Genomic DNA, 15221 nt, shown 5'->3' on the forward strand with positions numbered 1-15221 from the left:
TAACGGACCGAGGTAAAACAGGAAGCGTCAGCTGAACCGCCCACATCAGGTTTTGACCATCTTGGTCAAGGACGATTCACCGTAGAAAAGGAAGAAAGGGTCACTTCTTCCAGAAGCCTCCATGTGTGTTGCATAGCAGGCCCGTATTGCGACAATTATTGCAGTTAAGGTGCCCAAACATTCCGCTCGCGCCACCCTTGCCCTTACAGCTCTGACAGTCATTAAGACGCTTGAAGCACTTCTCGCACTGAAACATTTCGACCCCTTCCGGCCAGTGAGCGTAAAATCATGGTAGTCGATTTGCAGGTGCTCTGATATCACCCAAACTAGTGAAGTTCAGCCGACTCGTTGGGATGCGTTCCTCTAATCTCCATCCCCATGTCCGCATTCCCCTCGGATTGTTTGCAGGCTTAGCGCCGGAGAGTGCACCGAGCTTGCCCAATCTTTGCGCGCCGTGCATCAGACATGCGGCCGTCCAGTCGGGCAGTCGCCCTTCCGGCCACGGCCCGGTCTTGGGCAGCGAAACTGCACTCGACAGCGTCGATAACTGCAGAGTAGAAAGCCAGTAGGCAGTTCGGAACTCCGTCGCCCTGGGCCGTTACTGACAATTCTGTGCAGTCGGTGATCGCATCATCGTCTGTACTGTTCGTCGCGTGCGGCAGCGGCCTGATACTGATCGTACCGTTGCCGAGCCTCATCGCGTGCCAAGACGTGTGACGGATGACGACACAGCTTCGGATTGCGCAGGGAAGGGACGATCAGGATCAGTGGCCATACGAACGACATGACAAACACACTGCTAAAAATAGCGTCAGCACCACCATTGATCAATTTGAAATAGATTCCGTGCCGCTGTTGATACCAGCGCTTCGCGAGGAACATTCCCGTGAAGATGTAGGCGAGGCTGAAGATGATTACTCCGATAGTCATGAGACTTTCCCTTTCATTGTCTGCCGTGCGAATGTGAGGACCCATGAAGGGTCGCCGTAGTCCGATAGATCTCTGCGGTCGATGACGTTCTTGTCGCCACAGCAACGCTAGCCGCCACGATTATCGGTGCGATTCCTATGACCCTTCTTGACACTTCATGGCGAATGATTCTGCGGGTGGAGATGCAGTACCTCAATTCTAGGCTCGTCCGGCCAAGAGAAAAGCCTCCAAAGTGACTAATGAGATTATCCGACCAACATTTCCACGAGAGTCGAATCCCACCGTTGGGGAGCATTGACGTGGACAATCCTGCGAGGCCGCACCTGCCAGATCTGAGGGCTCGGCGAGCCATTTGCTGAGAAAATACCTCCACGTCTTCACCGTCGGTCGCGTCCAGCGCGGCGTCCAGCAGGTGCAGCCGTAGGTGCCGACGCTGTCAGCCCACCAGCCGATACCCAGATCCTTGTACTGGAGCCATTGTTGCCGAATGCACTGTCCGACATGTCGCGTCGGGAGTACCAGCTGCTCTGTTTCCGTTGGACAACCAGATGTCGGGATAGCGCAGGCCGTCTCCGAGGCGGATGCGGCAGGGCCCAGGAAGTCGGTCCGGTCTGCTGTTCCTTCTCGTGGTTGATCAGTCGATCTCGCAGCGCACGGGTGGCGTCTGCAGTGCATCCGGCAGCGTCCTCGGCTTGGGTCTGGTAGCCCAGCCGAGTGCCGGCGGTGGTAGTGGTCGTCTGGGAAGTTGCCGATGTCCACGCGGGGCGGCCGCGCCGGACCTGCAACCGTCCCTCCCGCTACAACCGATGGAGCGCCTTCTAGTTGATCCCGGCGCCCTCGTCGAACCGCAACCATGCGCACGCCCGGGGAACCTGTGACGCGGATGTTTGCGCGAATTGGTGCGTAGTTGTTCACACAAGCCGGGCGTCCTGGGCGGCTTGTGCCTGTGCCTGCGGAAGCCACCGACGCGCGGAAGGGAAAAGCCCAACTACTTTGCACGCCAACCTTTCCGACATACCTTCGGTATTCTTGAGCATGTCGTTGGCGGCGCATTTGGCGGTCAGGCTCAGAAGATTCCCTTCGCGATCTCCCACGGTGCGTCTTACTACAACTCGGCATCGGCGAGCAGTCGCTTGAGTCGGCTGCCACGTTATCGGTCGATGTGAACCTCTCCACGATACAAATCGTCGATGAGTATTCTGCTTCCTGCACTTTCGATCGCGCGCCCTCGCAGTGTTGAAGGTCTCGGGAGGATGTGACGATCGTGTGCACTACCGCCAATACCGTGTCGACCCTTCCGGATGCGCAGTCGTGCTGATCAGCTTCGCGAAACAGTGATCGCCATCGAACCCTTGTGTCCGACACCAGTCGTTCGCCGCTTCGGGATTCGGGAATGTTGGCGTGGCGACCGTGACCCACCAGCCGCGGTAGTCGAATACCGGCCATTCATCGCTGTACAGCAACCGTGCATCTGAGAAGCGCAGACGCAGTGCCAGGAATTCATCGAGGATCGACTGATTCGTCCAGGTTCGGCCTTCAGCAACCAATCCAGGACGCTTCGAACTCAGCTGGGCGACCCACCGATTGTTGAGGTTCGCGATGATGAACGACTTGTCGGCGTCGGCTTGCCGGCGCAGAGCATCGCCGACACTCCGGTCCAGTTCCGCCTGATCTGTCACCGCGGGAGCGACGGCCGACGCCGTCAGTCCTGAGCTGCTGCCTGCCGGAATGGGCGCCGAGTTGGTGCCGGCAGGTCCGGGATCGCATTCGACGAGGATGGTCTGGCCGGATGCTGTGCTGTCCGCCGATCCGCCGCTGCTGGTGCTACCGGTCGTACCCGAAGCGGTGCTCACTGTGTCAGGCAGCCTATAGAACGAGCCGGCGGGGAATGTGAGATCCACTGTCGCGGCTGCTCCGTCGCCTCCACCGATCACCAGCGGTGAGGCGGACAGGTCAAAGACCCCCGAGGCGATCAGGCCACCGTTGTCTCGGACGGTGATGCGGGTCTGCGACCCGGACAACACGTCACCCTTGGGACAGGTTGCGGACACTCGCATCCGGATCACCAGGCCACCCGATGCCGTGCTGAACTGCTCCGGCGTGAATGTTGGTGGCGTGCCGCATCTCGTCACATACTTGTCGTCACCCGCCTCTTGCGGCGTCTTGGCTGCGGCGCCGGGGGCGGCGGCCGCACCGCCGGTCGGTGCGTAGGCGGCGATGCCCACCTCCGTCGTGACGAAGAGTTGGTCACCCACCGCCTCAATCTGAGGTATCGCTGCCGTCGACCTCTCTGAATCACCAGCGAGGCCAGTCGGCACTCGGGTCGACCACAATTGCGAACCCGACGCCAGGTCAGTGGCAACGATCGCTCCGGACGGCGTCGCGAAAATCAACCGGGCACCATCTGTCACCACCCGGTCACCCTGGTACGACCGTCCGATGTCCGCTGCCCACATTTGCGATCCGGTCGTTGCATCGGCGACCACGAACCGCGAGTTCTGCTCGTCATAGAGCGCCACGCCGGTCCGTCCGGCCACGAAGATCTGTGTCGCGAGAGGCACCGGACTGGACGCCCACCGTTTGCCCGACCCGTCACCCTTCTGCGGAATTCCGTCGGCGAAGACGTCACCCGCGAAGTCCTCGGCCGAGACCTCTGCGCCAGCCAGCACCGAGCCAGGCAACTCGTGTATCCCGCCGTCACCAGTCACCACCACCAGCGGCCCCTGGGTGACCGATCCGCCTGTGAATTCCCCTGCGGTGAAAGCGATGCCCCCGTCGTGGAGCCGAACCAGCGACACCGACCCGGGCCGGTTCACGATTTCACGGCCGTTGTCGGTCGAGACTATGACAACGCGTCCGCTGCCAGCACTCGCGAAGTACTTGTCGGTGGTCATGACCTCGGACGAATCACCGCTTGGCAGTCCATCACCGAAGCTGAAGGTCTTCTGCCACACCATGCCTTCCGGACCCACCTTGGCGATAATCAGACCTGACCGGAAGTACCGGAGGTAGGCTGCTTGTCCGTCGAACCCGATCGAATAGGGCGAGCGGTCCGGAAATGCAACGGAGGCCTCAACTTTTCCAGATTCTGTGTCGATGAAGAGGACCTGACTGTCCGTGTAGCAGGCAATGGCATGGTCGACGATGCGATCGCTGCAGCCGTTCACAGCCTTTGACGTCTGCCAGTGGCTGCCGTCGGAAACATTGACGCCGACGACCAGCCCACCCCGCCCTGACGCCGTCCCCAGGAGCGTGACCACGGTTCGATCATCGTGCACCACACCGGGACTACGGTACTGGTTCAGTGAGGGATCAGGTGACACAAACCCCTGGCCGCCGAGATCGCCCGGCGAAAGCTGCCACGATATCGACGGTGTGGTCGGATACTCCTTTGTCAATTGGCCCGCCACAGCCTGGACATCGCCCCCACCCGCGGACTCGTCACGGCTCACCAGTGTGATGCCGATCGTCGCAACCAACCCCGCGACACACAGCCCCACCACCACGCCGATGACCATTCGCTTGTGACCGGATATCCGGTCGAGAATCGACGCCCTGTCGCGCGGCGGACGTGGTGGCGTTGGCCCCCAACCGGAACCGCCCGACTCCTGCCCCGGGTCCCCCATCGTGGGATAAGCCTGCCCGAGGTTGATCTGCGGATAGGACCGGTTCGCGTCGAAAGAAGGCTCAGCTGGTGGAACCGAGTTGTACGGACCAGGCTGCGGATCGGTGACGTCGGACATTCGCAACTCCTCGCTGGCGGGCTGGGTCAGGCAGGTGGATTTTCTACCAGGGCTGCGGTTTCACGAAACGCGGTCGGGGCGAATCCCGTTCGACCGCGGCGTCCTTGATATCGCCGGCCACCTGCTTCTCGATGAGCTCCGTGGCCGGCCTTCGGTCACCGTTCTGCAGCCCGTCTATCGCCAGTCCCACATCGCCTACCGTGGTGACCAAGGGAATCATCATTGCCAGAGTGACGACAGCCTCCGGGGCGGCCTGAAGAAGGCGGACCAAAGTCCCGGAACCGATGTTGCTATTGCCCGAGCCCGCGAGGCGATCAGCGAAGCAAGCAGCTTCTTCGCCAAAAGCAGTGAGCGCCTTCGTAGCAGAATTGACATCCTTGGCCGCACCGTCGAGGAGCCGCACAAGTTCCCGGGTATCGACACCGGATCGGCCCAGCGCAGCCGCCTGCCGACCGAGTCCTTCGACCCCTTTGGCGACCGAACTCCAGTCGGCGACCATCGATATCGACTCGGCCTTCAGCGCGCGCGTCTTGTCGGCAACAGTCTGCAGCTGCGAACTCACCGGCGCCCCGACGATCTGTTCGCGGCAGCTTGCTCCTGACGTGCCTTCGCGGCCTGCTGTCGCGCCTGGGCAGAAAGTCGATGTGCAACCTTCTGCGCCTGTGCGAGCTGTGCAACAGCACGCTTGCCTTGACGGCCCGCCGTCTGCAACTTCCCGGTCATCGTGGTGTCTGCCGAGCCCGACGTTCCTGCGATGATCGCGGTCACCTGTTGCGTCAGCTGCGGTATGCCGGCGCCGACCTCCGCTCCACGTTTTTGCTGAGCAGCGCACAGTCGTGCGAGTGCCTCGAGCTCTTTGGCTGCGGCCTCCAATTCGGCCGGGTCGGTCCCGCGGTCTGCCATCGGGACTCCTACAACGACTTGCCGTAGTTCGACGCGATCTTCGCCGCATTCTCGAGCGCGGCGATCGCTGATGTCACCTGTTTGTTGGCGGCATCGAGGGCACTGATCACCTCTTGGTCCTTGCGCTGCGAACTTCCGCCGATCGCGCTGCGCACTTGGCCCATCTGGGTGCTGAATTTGCTCTTGAACTGGCCCAGACTGCCACCGGTCTGCTTCGCTGCGCTGGCCAGTCCGTCTATGCTGCCCTTGAGTTTCTGTAGATCCGACATACTCTCCTCTTCACGGTCCGCTGTGTACGGTCGCTCAGTTGACGATCACGACCCGCCGAGCCGAGTTCCGCCCAATGTCTGCGGGGTAGGTGTTGCGGGATCGGCCCGCCGGCATGGCCCGTTCGCGTCCCCAGGCGCGGATCGCCTCGACTTCCTCTGGATTCGTCCGGCTGAACGGCATCACATTCGTGAAGACTTGCCTGATCAGATCGTCGGTGGGTTGCCGAATGCCGGAGATCACCCCGCTGGTCGCTATCTCGTGGACTGCTGCGTCCAGATCCGATCCGGCGAATCCCTCACTCACCTCCACCAACTCGTCGATGAGCATCGGCGACGGGTCCATGTCGAGATACTTGCGGAAGTAGAGCTCGAGAATCTCTCGCCGATCGTCGTCGTCCGGGAGGTCTACGAAGAAGATCTCGTCGAACCGGCCCTTGCGCAACAGTTCCGACGGCAGGGACAGGACTTCGTTGGCGGTGGCGACCAGGAAGACCTTCGATGTCGACTCCTGCAGCCAGAACAGGAACTGGCCCATCAGCCGTCGTGTGGTCCCGGAATCGCCGTTTCCTCCGGCCAACGCCTTCTCGATCTCGTCCACCCACAGGACGCACGGCGCAACGCGATCCGCGGCATCGAGCGCCTCTTTGAACCGGTTCTCCGACATACCTACATACATGCCGAGGATGGACGCCATGTCGAGGCGATACAGCGGCAGCCGCCACTCTTCGGCGATCGCCTTCGCGCTCAGAGACTTTCCGCAGCCCGGAACACCTACAAGCAATACACCACGCGGCGGTCGCAGGGCCGAGTTGCTCAGGTCCGCCTTGATCAGTGCATGCCGCTCGCCGAGCCATTTCCGCAGGGTGGTGAGTCCACCGATGGCGTAGTCCTTCCCATGCAACCGGACCCGCTCGATACCATTCTGATCGCCGAAGATCTGATCTTTGAAATGAGACAGCTCCTCCACATCGTCGCGCAGCAGCGAACCCTTCGCGAGCAGCGTCGTCAAAGCGTTGACCGCCTCCGTCTGCGTCACCCCGACGAGAATCTCGGCGGCACGCCGGATCTCGTCGTGCTGCCATTCGACCGGCATCACGCCGCGATGATCGTCCACGATCGCATCGACGACTTGGTAGAGCTCGTCGAGGTCGGGCAGGTCGAGCGTGACTGTCATGCCCAGTCGGGCAAGACTCGACCACACCGGACCGGCCGAAACGATGATGATCGCGCCTTGGCGTTCCTCGGCCAACCGCGCCATCTCGGCGAGATGACGGGCTGTCGCGCTGTCGGTCTCGATGTCGTCGACGTCGCTGAACACGAAATTGGCGTGGCTACGGGCGGCAAAGGTAGATGTCGCGAAATCGAGCGCGCCGACGAACGACCGATCGTCGCTGATCGGGACCTGCGGTCCGATCTCGTACAGACCCTTCGCCCGCGAGTGGGCGTGAAATGACATCGAGCGGAACTCACCGGCCACAGCGAAAACGAGGTCGAGTCCACGGGTGCTCTCCATGGTTCGCACGACGATGAGCGGCACTCGCGCCTTGATGAGGCGACGAAGATTCTCGGCGGTTTCGATGCTGTTGGGCATGTGCTCTCGTTTCAGCGGGGCGGTGCGGACGACTCGTCGGCGAGGAAGACGCGACGACGAATCGGTCCGGTGTGGGTGGGCAGCGGAGCGGGTTCAGCGCGTTGTTGCGCGGGCGGGGTCATCCCCTGACGCCCGGTGACGAGTGATCCGAGGGGGAAGCCCGGACGCAGGATCGCCACGAAGCTGTTATCACGCACCAGTTTGAGCATCCTCTCGGCCTGCGCTCGGTCACTTCCCGCCCGATTCGACCCCGATCCGACGATCCGTTCCAGATCCGCCTGCAGGGCGTGGATGTCACGAGACGCGCTGTCATACAGTGGCTTCCTGATCTCTTCGGGTAGCCCAGGATGCGCAGCCAACTGGATCCGACGGGCCAGATGCGCGCGCAGACCGACGATCACTGTGGCCATGTCGTGATCGGAACGCGCAGCGTCCAGTCCGCGGGAGAATTGGTCGCCGAAGTCCGACATCATGGTCTGTATTGCCGTGTTGACGTGCGCGAACAAGCGCGCATACGCCTGTGGCGGCAACGACTCGGCTGTCAACGCAGGCAGAACCGAAAGGTCGGTCTTCGGGTCGCGCCCCCACCGCCGAAGCCCGTCCACCCAGGCCTCGTACACACTCCCGGCCATCAGCGCTCGCCGCGCCGAACAACAAGGGTCTCTCCCGGCGGCATCGGCTCCCATGAAGGCAGATCGCCCGCGATCTTGCGCTTGCGACTCAGTTCCGGTGTCTTGGCACGACGCTTCGAGCGGGTGAAATCGCGTGAAACGACGGGGGTTTCCTTCTGCTCAGGCGGCGCAGGCGGAAGAAAACGACGAGTGGGCCGACGCACCGGCGAGGCGCTCGCACCGGTTGGCATCTGCGGCATTTGCGGGGCCGGCTCCGGCCCCGGCGGTGTAGACGTGGACCAACTCTGCCGCACCGCGCCGTCATCGGGCTGCGAGGCCGGTGGCGCTTGACCGGGCCGGGGAAAGTAGATGCGTGCGGTGGGATCTTGATCGTTGCTCATCAGGCAATTCCCATCTCTTCACGGCGCCCGACGTGAGTCGGCCACGTTTGGACCATTGTGGTCAGCACCGCAGACTTTTCGTCTTCTTCCTGGTATGCGATCTTGGTGTCGACGAATTCGGCGATGGCGCCACGGTATATGTCCACCGAGTGCCGCATGGCCTGTTCACGCATCGCGAGTGCCTCCTGATGTTTCTTGTCGGCGTCTCGCTTCTTCATGTACACCCAGACACCGGCACCAACGCCAGACAGCAGCATCAGCACCACACCCGCGCCGGCCCCCATGAGAAAACCGAGGATGGTGACGACCACAAAGATCGCGACTCCGATCACATAGGTGATCGGCTTGAACTTCACCCGCTCGATGTAATCGGCCACTGCGGTGGCCCACGCCTGAGCCAGCGACTGCTCCGCCTCGGCTTGGGGTACACGACTGTTACAACTCCAACCTCCGAAGCCCAGAGTCACGGCGAAATTGGAGTGCCGGTTGTCCAGAACGATGTCGATGGCGTCGAGATAGCCTTGCCGGTACTTGGCGCAGTACGTATTGATCGCCTGCGCGAAATCGTCTCGGCCGACACCGATCGCCACCTGCTGCGTGCTGACCGAGGCGCCGAGCATGTCCGGACGCAAGGCGATCTGGGTCTGCAGGGTGACCAGATCCAACGTCTCGTCGAGGGCTGTCGTCAGCGCGTCCGCATCTTCTTTCGCGCGGTCCATGTCCCCGTGGTGGTCGATGACTGCCTGGTGAAAGATCACCTCGCGCGCGATCGGAAGTTCCTCGGTATCGAACTCGGTGACCAGCGTCTCGAGGATCTCGTCGAGACGGTCGGCAAGATCAGGGGTCATGTGCACGGGTGTATCGCGGACCGTCGCATACTTGTCGATCACGTTGCCGTGCGCCGAGGCATGCTCGAGCAGATCCTTGAGAGCGGCCCACTGTGGGGTCACCTTCGTCAGGTGCGGGTATTGGGACTCGTCGAGAGTTCCGCGGTGAATGGCGATCTCGTCGCGCCACACGTCCACCTGCCGGGCGGTCACTGCCGGGTCAGCGCGCAGCATCTGATTCCATTCGGCAAGTTGAGTACTCACCATCTCGCGGCCGTGCGCCCCGAACGCGTCCTGCGCGGTGGCCTCAAGGATCACGGCGAACTCGCGGCCCAGACTGCGTGGGTCCAATGACGCGAGGTAGTGACGTAGCCACCGGGTCGCGGACTCCATGCGTCCTTGTCGACGCAAGACAAGCGCGAAGAACAGGCCGGTCTTGGCCGGGTCGCGGGAGAAGGCGGCGTCAACGGACTTCTTACAGAGGTCTTCATCCCCCCGAGACCATGCCGATAGCGCGACGAGCGCCGGCGCCAGCCAATAGCGTGGCGTCTGGATCATCAGTTCTTCGCTCACCTGCTGCACAGTGCGGTTGCTGACATTACCGACGTCGAAGGCCTGCAGCGTGCCGATGCAGGTATGACGGACGCGGTTGTAGTGCCCGTACTCGCGATCGAGGTCCGCTTTCTTGTTACCCAGCACCGTCTCCGAGCGTTGCACGTTGGCGGTGCGCTCGGCCTGCACCACGTATTCCTCGAAACGCTGCCGCAGTTCGAGCAGGTCTGTCCTCGTAGATGTCAGGTCGCTCTTGACAGTGCCGATCTCGGCGGTGAGTGTCTGCCCGACGGTATCGATCTGCTGGCTGAGGATACGGCCCACTTCCCGCACGGCGGGAGTCGGGTCAACAACAACTCTTTCTGTCATCGTGCTCTCTTTCTGTCGTGTGGGGCATGGTTCTGGCGAATTCTCAGGACATTTCGACTGCGGTGCCATCGAACTGGATCGGCACCATGGCTCCGTCCGAATACAGCTCGATGTGCGCGTAGGCACCCGACTGGGCGAGTCCACGCGCCTGCGCATACGGCATCGGAACGGCGTCGCCGGGCGCGAAGTGCTCGCAGATGTTGCCCATGAGATCGAGCTTGTGGTCGACGTATGGCGGACCGAGATAGCATTTGGCGAACAACCCTACGATCATTCCGCCCTGTCGGGCGTCGTATTCGCTGCGTACCCACGCCATGATCTCGCGGTACGCGTGCTGATCGGTGGTCGTATCGAGTTGACGGGCCGCGGCCAGAAGATCGGCCGACCGTGGCCGTAGCCGGTTGGTACGCTCATACGTGGACAGTCCCTGTGCGGGACTGGCCGTCGTCTGCGCGCGACCGAGCGATGTGGAAGCCACGGTTCGGGTGTTCGCCACCCGGCGAAATCGATTGTTCAGCACAGGACCTCCTAGAGCGCCACGAGCAGGATGATGATCACGATGAGCACCAACACCCCGGCACCGACGATGAGCGCCAGCCGCGAGTCGCCTCTGGTCGGGCCGGCGCGGGGTGGCGTCACCGGAGTGCTGATCGTCGGCGCAGGCGGTGGGGATGGCGCGACCCGCGCTGATGCCTGTGCGCGCTCGAGATAGCGTTGCGCCCATTGCCAATCGCGTTGTGCACGTTCGGTACGACGCGACACATCGTCGATGGCCGATGCCACGGCACGGATGTCGACGAGCTGTCGCGGCGGCGGTGCAGTGGCGGCGGTCGGGTCGGGGCCGACCTGTCGACACAGGGCGACCACGTCTCGCTGGACGCGATTGCGCTTGTCGGACAGCTGGTCGAGCTCTGCACGCGCAGTGCGCCATTCGCGGTCGAGCCGCGACACCCGCGCGGTCGCCGTGTGCTCGACTTCCTCGCGTTCGGATTCGGCCCGCGCCGACAGCGATGCCAGTTCTTCGATCGCGCGGCAATACCGCTCGTAATCGGTGTTCACGATGCGCCCACCGATCCGGCGGTCGCCGACTCGTCGAGAGCCTCGAACGGAATCACCTCGAGCAGACCGGCATCATCGTTCCGACTGAACACGCCGACCCGGGGAGCACCATCCGGCGGCAGCGCATGTGGGCCGGCAATCGATCGGAGATCGTCGAGGCCGAGGCGCAACAGCACATAGGTTCCGATACCGTCATGGTCGTAGCCCAGAGTGTCGGTGAGGGCACGTACCTGAGGCCACCAACCCACCACCACCGTGTGTTCGTTGGCCCTACCCGTCGTGAGTCTTTTCAGCAGGTCCGTGCCGGTGATCGTCTCGAACGTCTCCGGGTCGGTGCCGAGCTCCGCTGCGAGGTCCACCCGATGGAGACCCAGCGCGACAACCATCGTGGGAGAATCCGATTCCGCCAACGCCGCCAATGCCTCCAGCACGAACGGCCGCTCGACGACCTCCACCTCGACACCGCGCGAGGTCAGCACCGGGCCGGCGCCGCGCAGGAAGGCGGTGGCATCGGTCGACGTATCGGAGTATCCATCGAGCACCACCATGCGAGCACCCGGCGGCCATCCGGCGGTGGCGGTCACGGCCAGCGCGCCGAGGACCGCGGTCGCGTTGCCGTCGCCGCCGCCCACCATCGCCACTGCGCGGTCGGCACCGGCAGCGAAGTCAACAGTGACGGGTCGATCGGTGATCGCAAGCGGACGTCCGATCCAGCCGACCGACGTCCCATCGGCAGGCAGAGTTTCCGTGGGCCACTGAGCGTAGCTGCGGCCCATGAACACCCATGGCTCGGGGAGGTCGCCCGATTCCGCGGCCCGTTGCCACAGCATCGTCTGCACCTGCTCCAGGTAGTCCGACGCGGCATGCGCGGCGATGCCTCGCTCGTTCGCTCCGTCGCCGGCCATACCGAGGTTGCGGTTCACGATGACCTCGCCGCGGTAGGTCAGTTCAGCGGCGGCCGTGTTGTGCCGCGACAGGATCGCTTCCGATTCCTCCCGATTGTTCTTCAGAGAAATTCGGATGGGGAACTGCGCGAAGATGGAATCGCCCTTGACCTGGAGTCCGGAGATGCCGGATACGGTTTGCGATGACAACAGGATGTGGATTCCGTACGCGCGTCCCTGCTTAGCGATGTTCTCGAACAATCGGACGGCCTCCGTGGTCATGTCGTCGTGACCGTCGAACAGGACCTGGAACTCGTCGATGATCATCAGCAGCCGTCGCATCGGTTCACCCGTGGCTGTGCGGTATGCGGTGAAACCGTTGCAGCGGGTCCGGTTGAAGAGTTCGGCACGCCTGATCATCTCGTCGTTGACAAATTCAAGCACCGACAAACCGAAAGCCTTGTTGGATTCCAGACACAACACCCGCGCATGCGGTAGCCAGTTGCGGCCGCTGTCGTCCCGATCGAACCGTTTGAACTCCAGACCCTGTTTGAAGTCGAGAAGCAACATCTCGAGTTGGTCTGGACCGTAGCGCACGGCAAGCGAGTAGATGATGTCGAGCAACAGGTTCGACTTCCCCTGGCCGACGGCACCACCGATCAGTACGTTGGGCTGGGGTGGATTCTCCGATCGCAACGAGATCGCCAGTTGGTCCCGGCCGCGTCGCCCGATGATCGCCTCGATCTCGTCATCAGACGTTTCACGCCATGGCGCGGACGCGTATCCGTCGATGAGATCTGACAGCTTGATCACCGGGCCACGGGTGTCCGACGCCTGCCGCACGACCTCGGCGAGCGCAGGCTCGATGACGGCGGCGGGAGGCGGGCCATCGTCGGCCGCACAGCTCCCGGCGGGCAGATGCGGTAGCAGCCACCGCCCGTCGCGGTATCCGATGGATGTCAGGAGGCGTGCCAGCGACTTGGGTTTCACTCCCTTTTCGACGCGCGCGTCGGAATCGTGCACGACCAGCAGCGAAATCCCACGTGCCGGTCCGGTTTCGGCAAGCCGGATCAGTTGCTCATGGGTGGCCTGGTCGACGCCGGTGGGATAGTCGAGTACCACCACCAGCACAGCCTCTCCGGTCGGCACCCCTTCCGACTCCCACAATGCACCGAGATCCGCCACATGCCGTGACCCGATGAGTTCTGCATTCGTGGCGGCGACCCGCGTCAGGTCGTCGAGGACATCTCGTAACTGGTCGGTGGTGTGGACCGCCGGCGGCATCGTTGCCGAACTCGCCGACCGCAAGGACGAGAAGACCCCAAGTGTCCCGCGTATCCGCGGATCGAACACATGAATTCGAAGATGACGTAGCGGCGTGGACATCGCCACGCGAAGGACGGTGCTCTGAATCAACCCGGCGGCCGGTGCTTGTCGGGCACCGATGAACCAGCCCGTCGACAACATCAGTGGGGCCAACGCAGGGAGCTCCGTCTCGGTCGGCACACCGTCGGCTATCAAGCGTCCCACCCGGAGGTGACGTGGGAGCGCGCCATCTGCGATCGACCCATCCCAAGAGTCCGTCCACCCCGCGCCGGCACGCCCCGGCGCAAGCGCAGCGGCTGCAGCCCCCAATGCCTCGGTGGCCGCGGACCGGTGTTCTTGCAGCCGATTGTCGATCTGCGCGAATGCCGACTTCCGGAACTCGCCGGTCGCCGTGCGGATCTCGTCGGCACGGCGAGCGAAGTCGTTTTCGCCTTCCTCCGCGGAACTTTCGATCGCCAGCGCCACTTGGTCCATCTCGGCCGACAATTCGGAGGCCTGACGGCGGACCGTCTCGATGATGCGCTCCGCCTGCCGACGGTCCGAGTCCCCGCCGGCCGGTGTGACCTGCGACGGCTGGGGCGGCGGCGGATGCGGTGAGGACCCCGTGCCCGTCGGCGGCGTGTTCACAGCATGCCCGAACGGCGCAGGGTTCTCGGCGCCGTCGATATGGATTCTGCGGGTACGCCGCGGTGGAGGCTGGTGCCAACTCATAGGTAGTGATCGCCAATCGCTAAACCGGGAACGGGATCGGCGCGTTCAGAGCCCCGAGGAATCACCGACACGCGCCTGGACAGATGCCAGTTTGGACCTCAACGCCGCCGCCCGCTGTTCGGCGTTCTGCCGATTCTCGACGCTGCCGGCCAGCACACGGACCCCATGTGCGGCTGCTGTGTCGATGAAGCACCGATTGACCGATGGATCGGTAAGGACCAGAGCAGCGAGAATTCCAGGCGCGATCTTCTTGGACCGGACCAACCCTCGGTACTCGACTTCAGCGGGAATCTGAATATCTCCACCCGTGGAAATCTGTTTCTCCGCAGCAGCCAACAGCAATGCGACGATCCCGCCAGACACCGCCGACACAAGTTTTCGTCGTCCAGGAAACCGTGGAATCGGCAGCGAATCGAGTTGCTGCGCCATTCCGTCGAACATCAGGTAATCGACGACATTCTGAGTGCGGATCTCGGTGATGTCGTTCCATGCCACATCGGCGTTATCGATCGCGAGGCCGGATTCGCTGATCGTCAGTCCCCCATAGCGGTCCAGTTTGCCGACCAGACCTCGTGCCGAGCTGGGGACCCGGGGGTGGGCGGCGAGCAGACTGCCGAGTCCGAGCGACCATGTGCCACGGACCGGACCCGCTGCAGGACGGCGCATCTCGATCTGCGCTCGTAGCCATGCCGCTGCGTCCGCGACCTCGGCGCGTGAGGCGCTCGACGATTCGTCGACCTCGGTGCCACGCATCTGGGCACCGTCCGCCACGAGAGAATCACCCGCCGCGGCGACTCGTGCGGACGTTTGCGCCGACAGGCCCTTGGCCTTCTTGGCCAGGTCATCGAATCTTGCCACAGCAGCTCCTCCACACCGAATGATTCAAAGAATTGCCCACCTGCCCCGCTTGGGCGGAAACGGATACCCGACGAACCGTATCACCGGCAAGCTTGAGCCAGTATCACCCAGAAAGCTGAATCCGGCAGCGTTGCCAACAGATCTGGAAGCCCCGGCCGCTGGAAGCATCGCCACGAGTTCGCAAAGT

The 15221-nt window shown here is 63.0% G+C and carries 13 protein-coding genes; all 13 read right to left on the minus strand.

What is annotated here, in order from left to right:
• Positions 1-630: 630 nt before the first annotated feature.
• Entirely contained in the window at positions 631-930 is a 300-nt protein-coding gene (locus ACVT6V_RS27105) for a hypothetical protein (protein WP_489897152.1), read from the minus strand.
• Between the two features lie 1271 nt (positions 931-2201).
• Entirely contained in the window at positions 2202-4673 is a 2472-nt protein-coding gene (locus tag ACVT6V_RS27110) for an outer membrane protein assembly factor BamB family protein (RefSeq protein ID WP_489897153.1), read from the minus strand.
• Between the two features lie 43 nt (positions 4674-4716).
• On the minus strand, positions 4717-5235 hold the full coding sequence (locus tag ACVT6V_RS27115) for a hypothetical protein (protein ID WP_489897154.1): 519 nt from the start codon (positions 5233-5235) through the stop codon (positions 4717-4719).
• Positions 5232-5576: a hypothetical protein gene (locus ACVT6V_RS27120; protein WP_489897155.1), complete on the minus strand. Its 345-nt coding sequence runs from the start codon at positions 5574-5576 to the stop codon at positions 5232-5234. Before ACVT6V_RS27120 ends, ACVT6V_RS27115 begins: the two co-directional genes overlap by 4 nt.
• An 8-nt stretch (positions 5577-5584) precedes the next feature.
• On the minus strand, positions 5585-5845 hold the full coding sequence (locus tag ACVT6V_RS27125; RefSeq protein WP_489897156.1) for a hypothetical protein: 261 nt from the start codon (positions 5843-5845) through the stop codon (positions 5585-5587).
• Between the two features lie 34 nt (positions 5846-5879).
• A complete protein-coding gene (locus ACVT6V_RS27130; RefSeq protein ID WP_489897157.1) occupies positions 5880-7436 on the minus strand; it encodes an AAA family ATPase in 1557 nt (518 codons plus the stop codon).
• An 11-nt stretch (positions 7437-7447) separates the two neighbouring features.
• On the minus strand, positions 7448-8068 hold the full coding sequence (locus tag ACVT6V_RS27135) for a hypothetical protein (protein ID WP_489897158.1): 621 nt from the start codon (positions 8066-8068) through the stop codon (positions 7448-7450).
• Positions 8068-8448: a hypothetical protein gene (locus ACVT6V_RS27140; protein ID WP_489897159.1), complete on the minus strand. Its 381-nt coding sequence runs from the start codon at positions 8446-8448 to the stop codon at positions 8068-8070. The genes ACVT6V_RS27135 and ACVT6V_RS27140 overlap by 1 nt, the downstream gene beginning before the upstream one ends.
• The gene (locus tag ACVT6V_RS27145; protein WP_489897160.1) at positions 8448-10265 is read right to left on the minus strand and encodes a hypothetical protein; all 1818 of its coding nucleotides are present in this window, start codon (positions 10263-10265) and stop codon (positions 8448-8450) included. Before ACVT6V_RS27145 ends, ACVT6V_RS27140 begins: the two co-directional genes overlap by 1 nt.
• Positions 10240-10674 (minus strand): hypothetical protein, encoded by a 435-nt coding sequence (locus ACVT6V_RS27150; protein ID WP_489897161.1) that lies wholly within the window; start codon positions 10672-10674, stop codon positions 10240-10242. Before ACVT6V_RS27150 ends, ACVT6V_RS27145 begins: the two co-directional genes overlap by 26 nt.
• Positions 10675-10724: 50 nt before the next feature.
• Complete coding sequence (locus tag ACVT6V_RS27155) at positions 10725-11255, minus strand: hypothetical protein (protein WP_489897162.1); 531 nt, start codon at positions 11253-11255, stop codon at positions 10725-10727.
• On the minus strand, positions 11252-14176 hold the full coding sequence (locus tag ACVT6V_RS27160) for an FtsK/SpoIIIE domain-containing protein (RefSeq protein ID WP_489897163.1): 2925 nt from the start codon (positions 14174-14176) through the stop codon (positions 11252-11254). The genes ACVT6V_RS27155 and ACVT6V_RS27160 overlap by 4 nt, the downstream gene beginning before the upstream one ends.
• A gap of 45 nt (positions 14177-14221) precedes the next feature.
• On the minus strand, positions 14222-15034 hold the full coding sequence (locus tag ACVT6V_RS27165) for a hypothetical protein (protein WP_489897164.1): 813 nt from the start codon (positions 15032-15034) through the stop codon (positions 14222-14224).
• Between the last annotated feature and the right edge of the window lie 187 nt (positions 15035-15221).

Source organism: Gordonia sp. LMA167, assembly GCF_058130025.1.

What these genes read in the sequence shown, in the direction of transcription:
- ACVT6V_RS27105 (WP_489897152.1), bottom strand. Translation starts at nt 930, where the DNA reads ATGACTATCGGAGTAATCATCTTCAGCCTCGCCTACATCTTCACGGGA.
- ACVT6V_RS27110 (WP_489897153.1), bottom strand. Translation starts at nt 4,673, where the DNA reads ATGTCCGACGTCACCGATCCGCAGCCTGGTCCGTACAACTCGGTTCCA.
- ACVT6V_RS27120 (WP_489897155.1), bottom strand. Translation starts at nt 5,576, where the DNA reads ATGGCAGACCGCGGGACCGACCCGGCCGAATTGGAGGCCGCAGCCAAA.
- ACVT6V_RS27125 (WP_489897156.1), bottom strand. Translation starts at nt 5,845, where the DNA reads ATGTCGGATCTACAGAAACTCAAGGGCAGCATAGACGGACTGGCCAGC.
- ACVT6V_RS27130 (WP_489897157.1), bottom strand. Translation starts at nt 7,436, where the DNA reads ATGCCCAACAGCATCGAAACCGCCGAGAATCTTCGTCGCCTCATCAAG.
- ACVT6V_RS27135 (WP_489897158.1), bottom strand. Translation starts at nt 8,068, where the DNA reads ATGGCCGGGAGTGTGTACGAGGCCTGGGTGGACGGGCTTCGGCGGTGG.
- ACVT6V_RS27140 (WP_489897159.1), bottom strand. Translation starts at nt 8,448, where the DNA reads ATGAGCAACGATCAAGATCCCACCGCACGCATCTACTTTCCCCGGCCC.
- ACVT6V_RS27145 (WP_489897160.1), bottom strand. Translation starts at nt 10,265, where the DNA reads ATGGCACCGCAGTCGAAATGTCCTGAGAATTCGCCAGAACCATGCCCC.
- ACVT6V_RS27160 (WP_489897163.1), bottom strand. Translation starts at nt 14,176, where the DNA reads ATGAGTTGGCACCAGCCTCCACCGCGGCGTACCCGCAGAATCCATATC.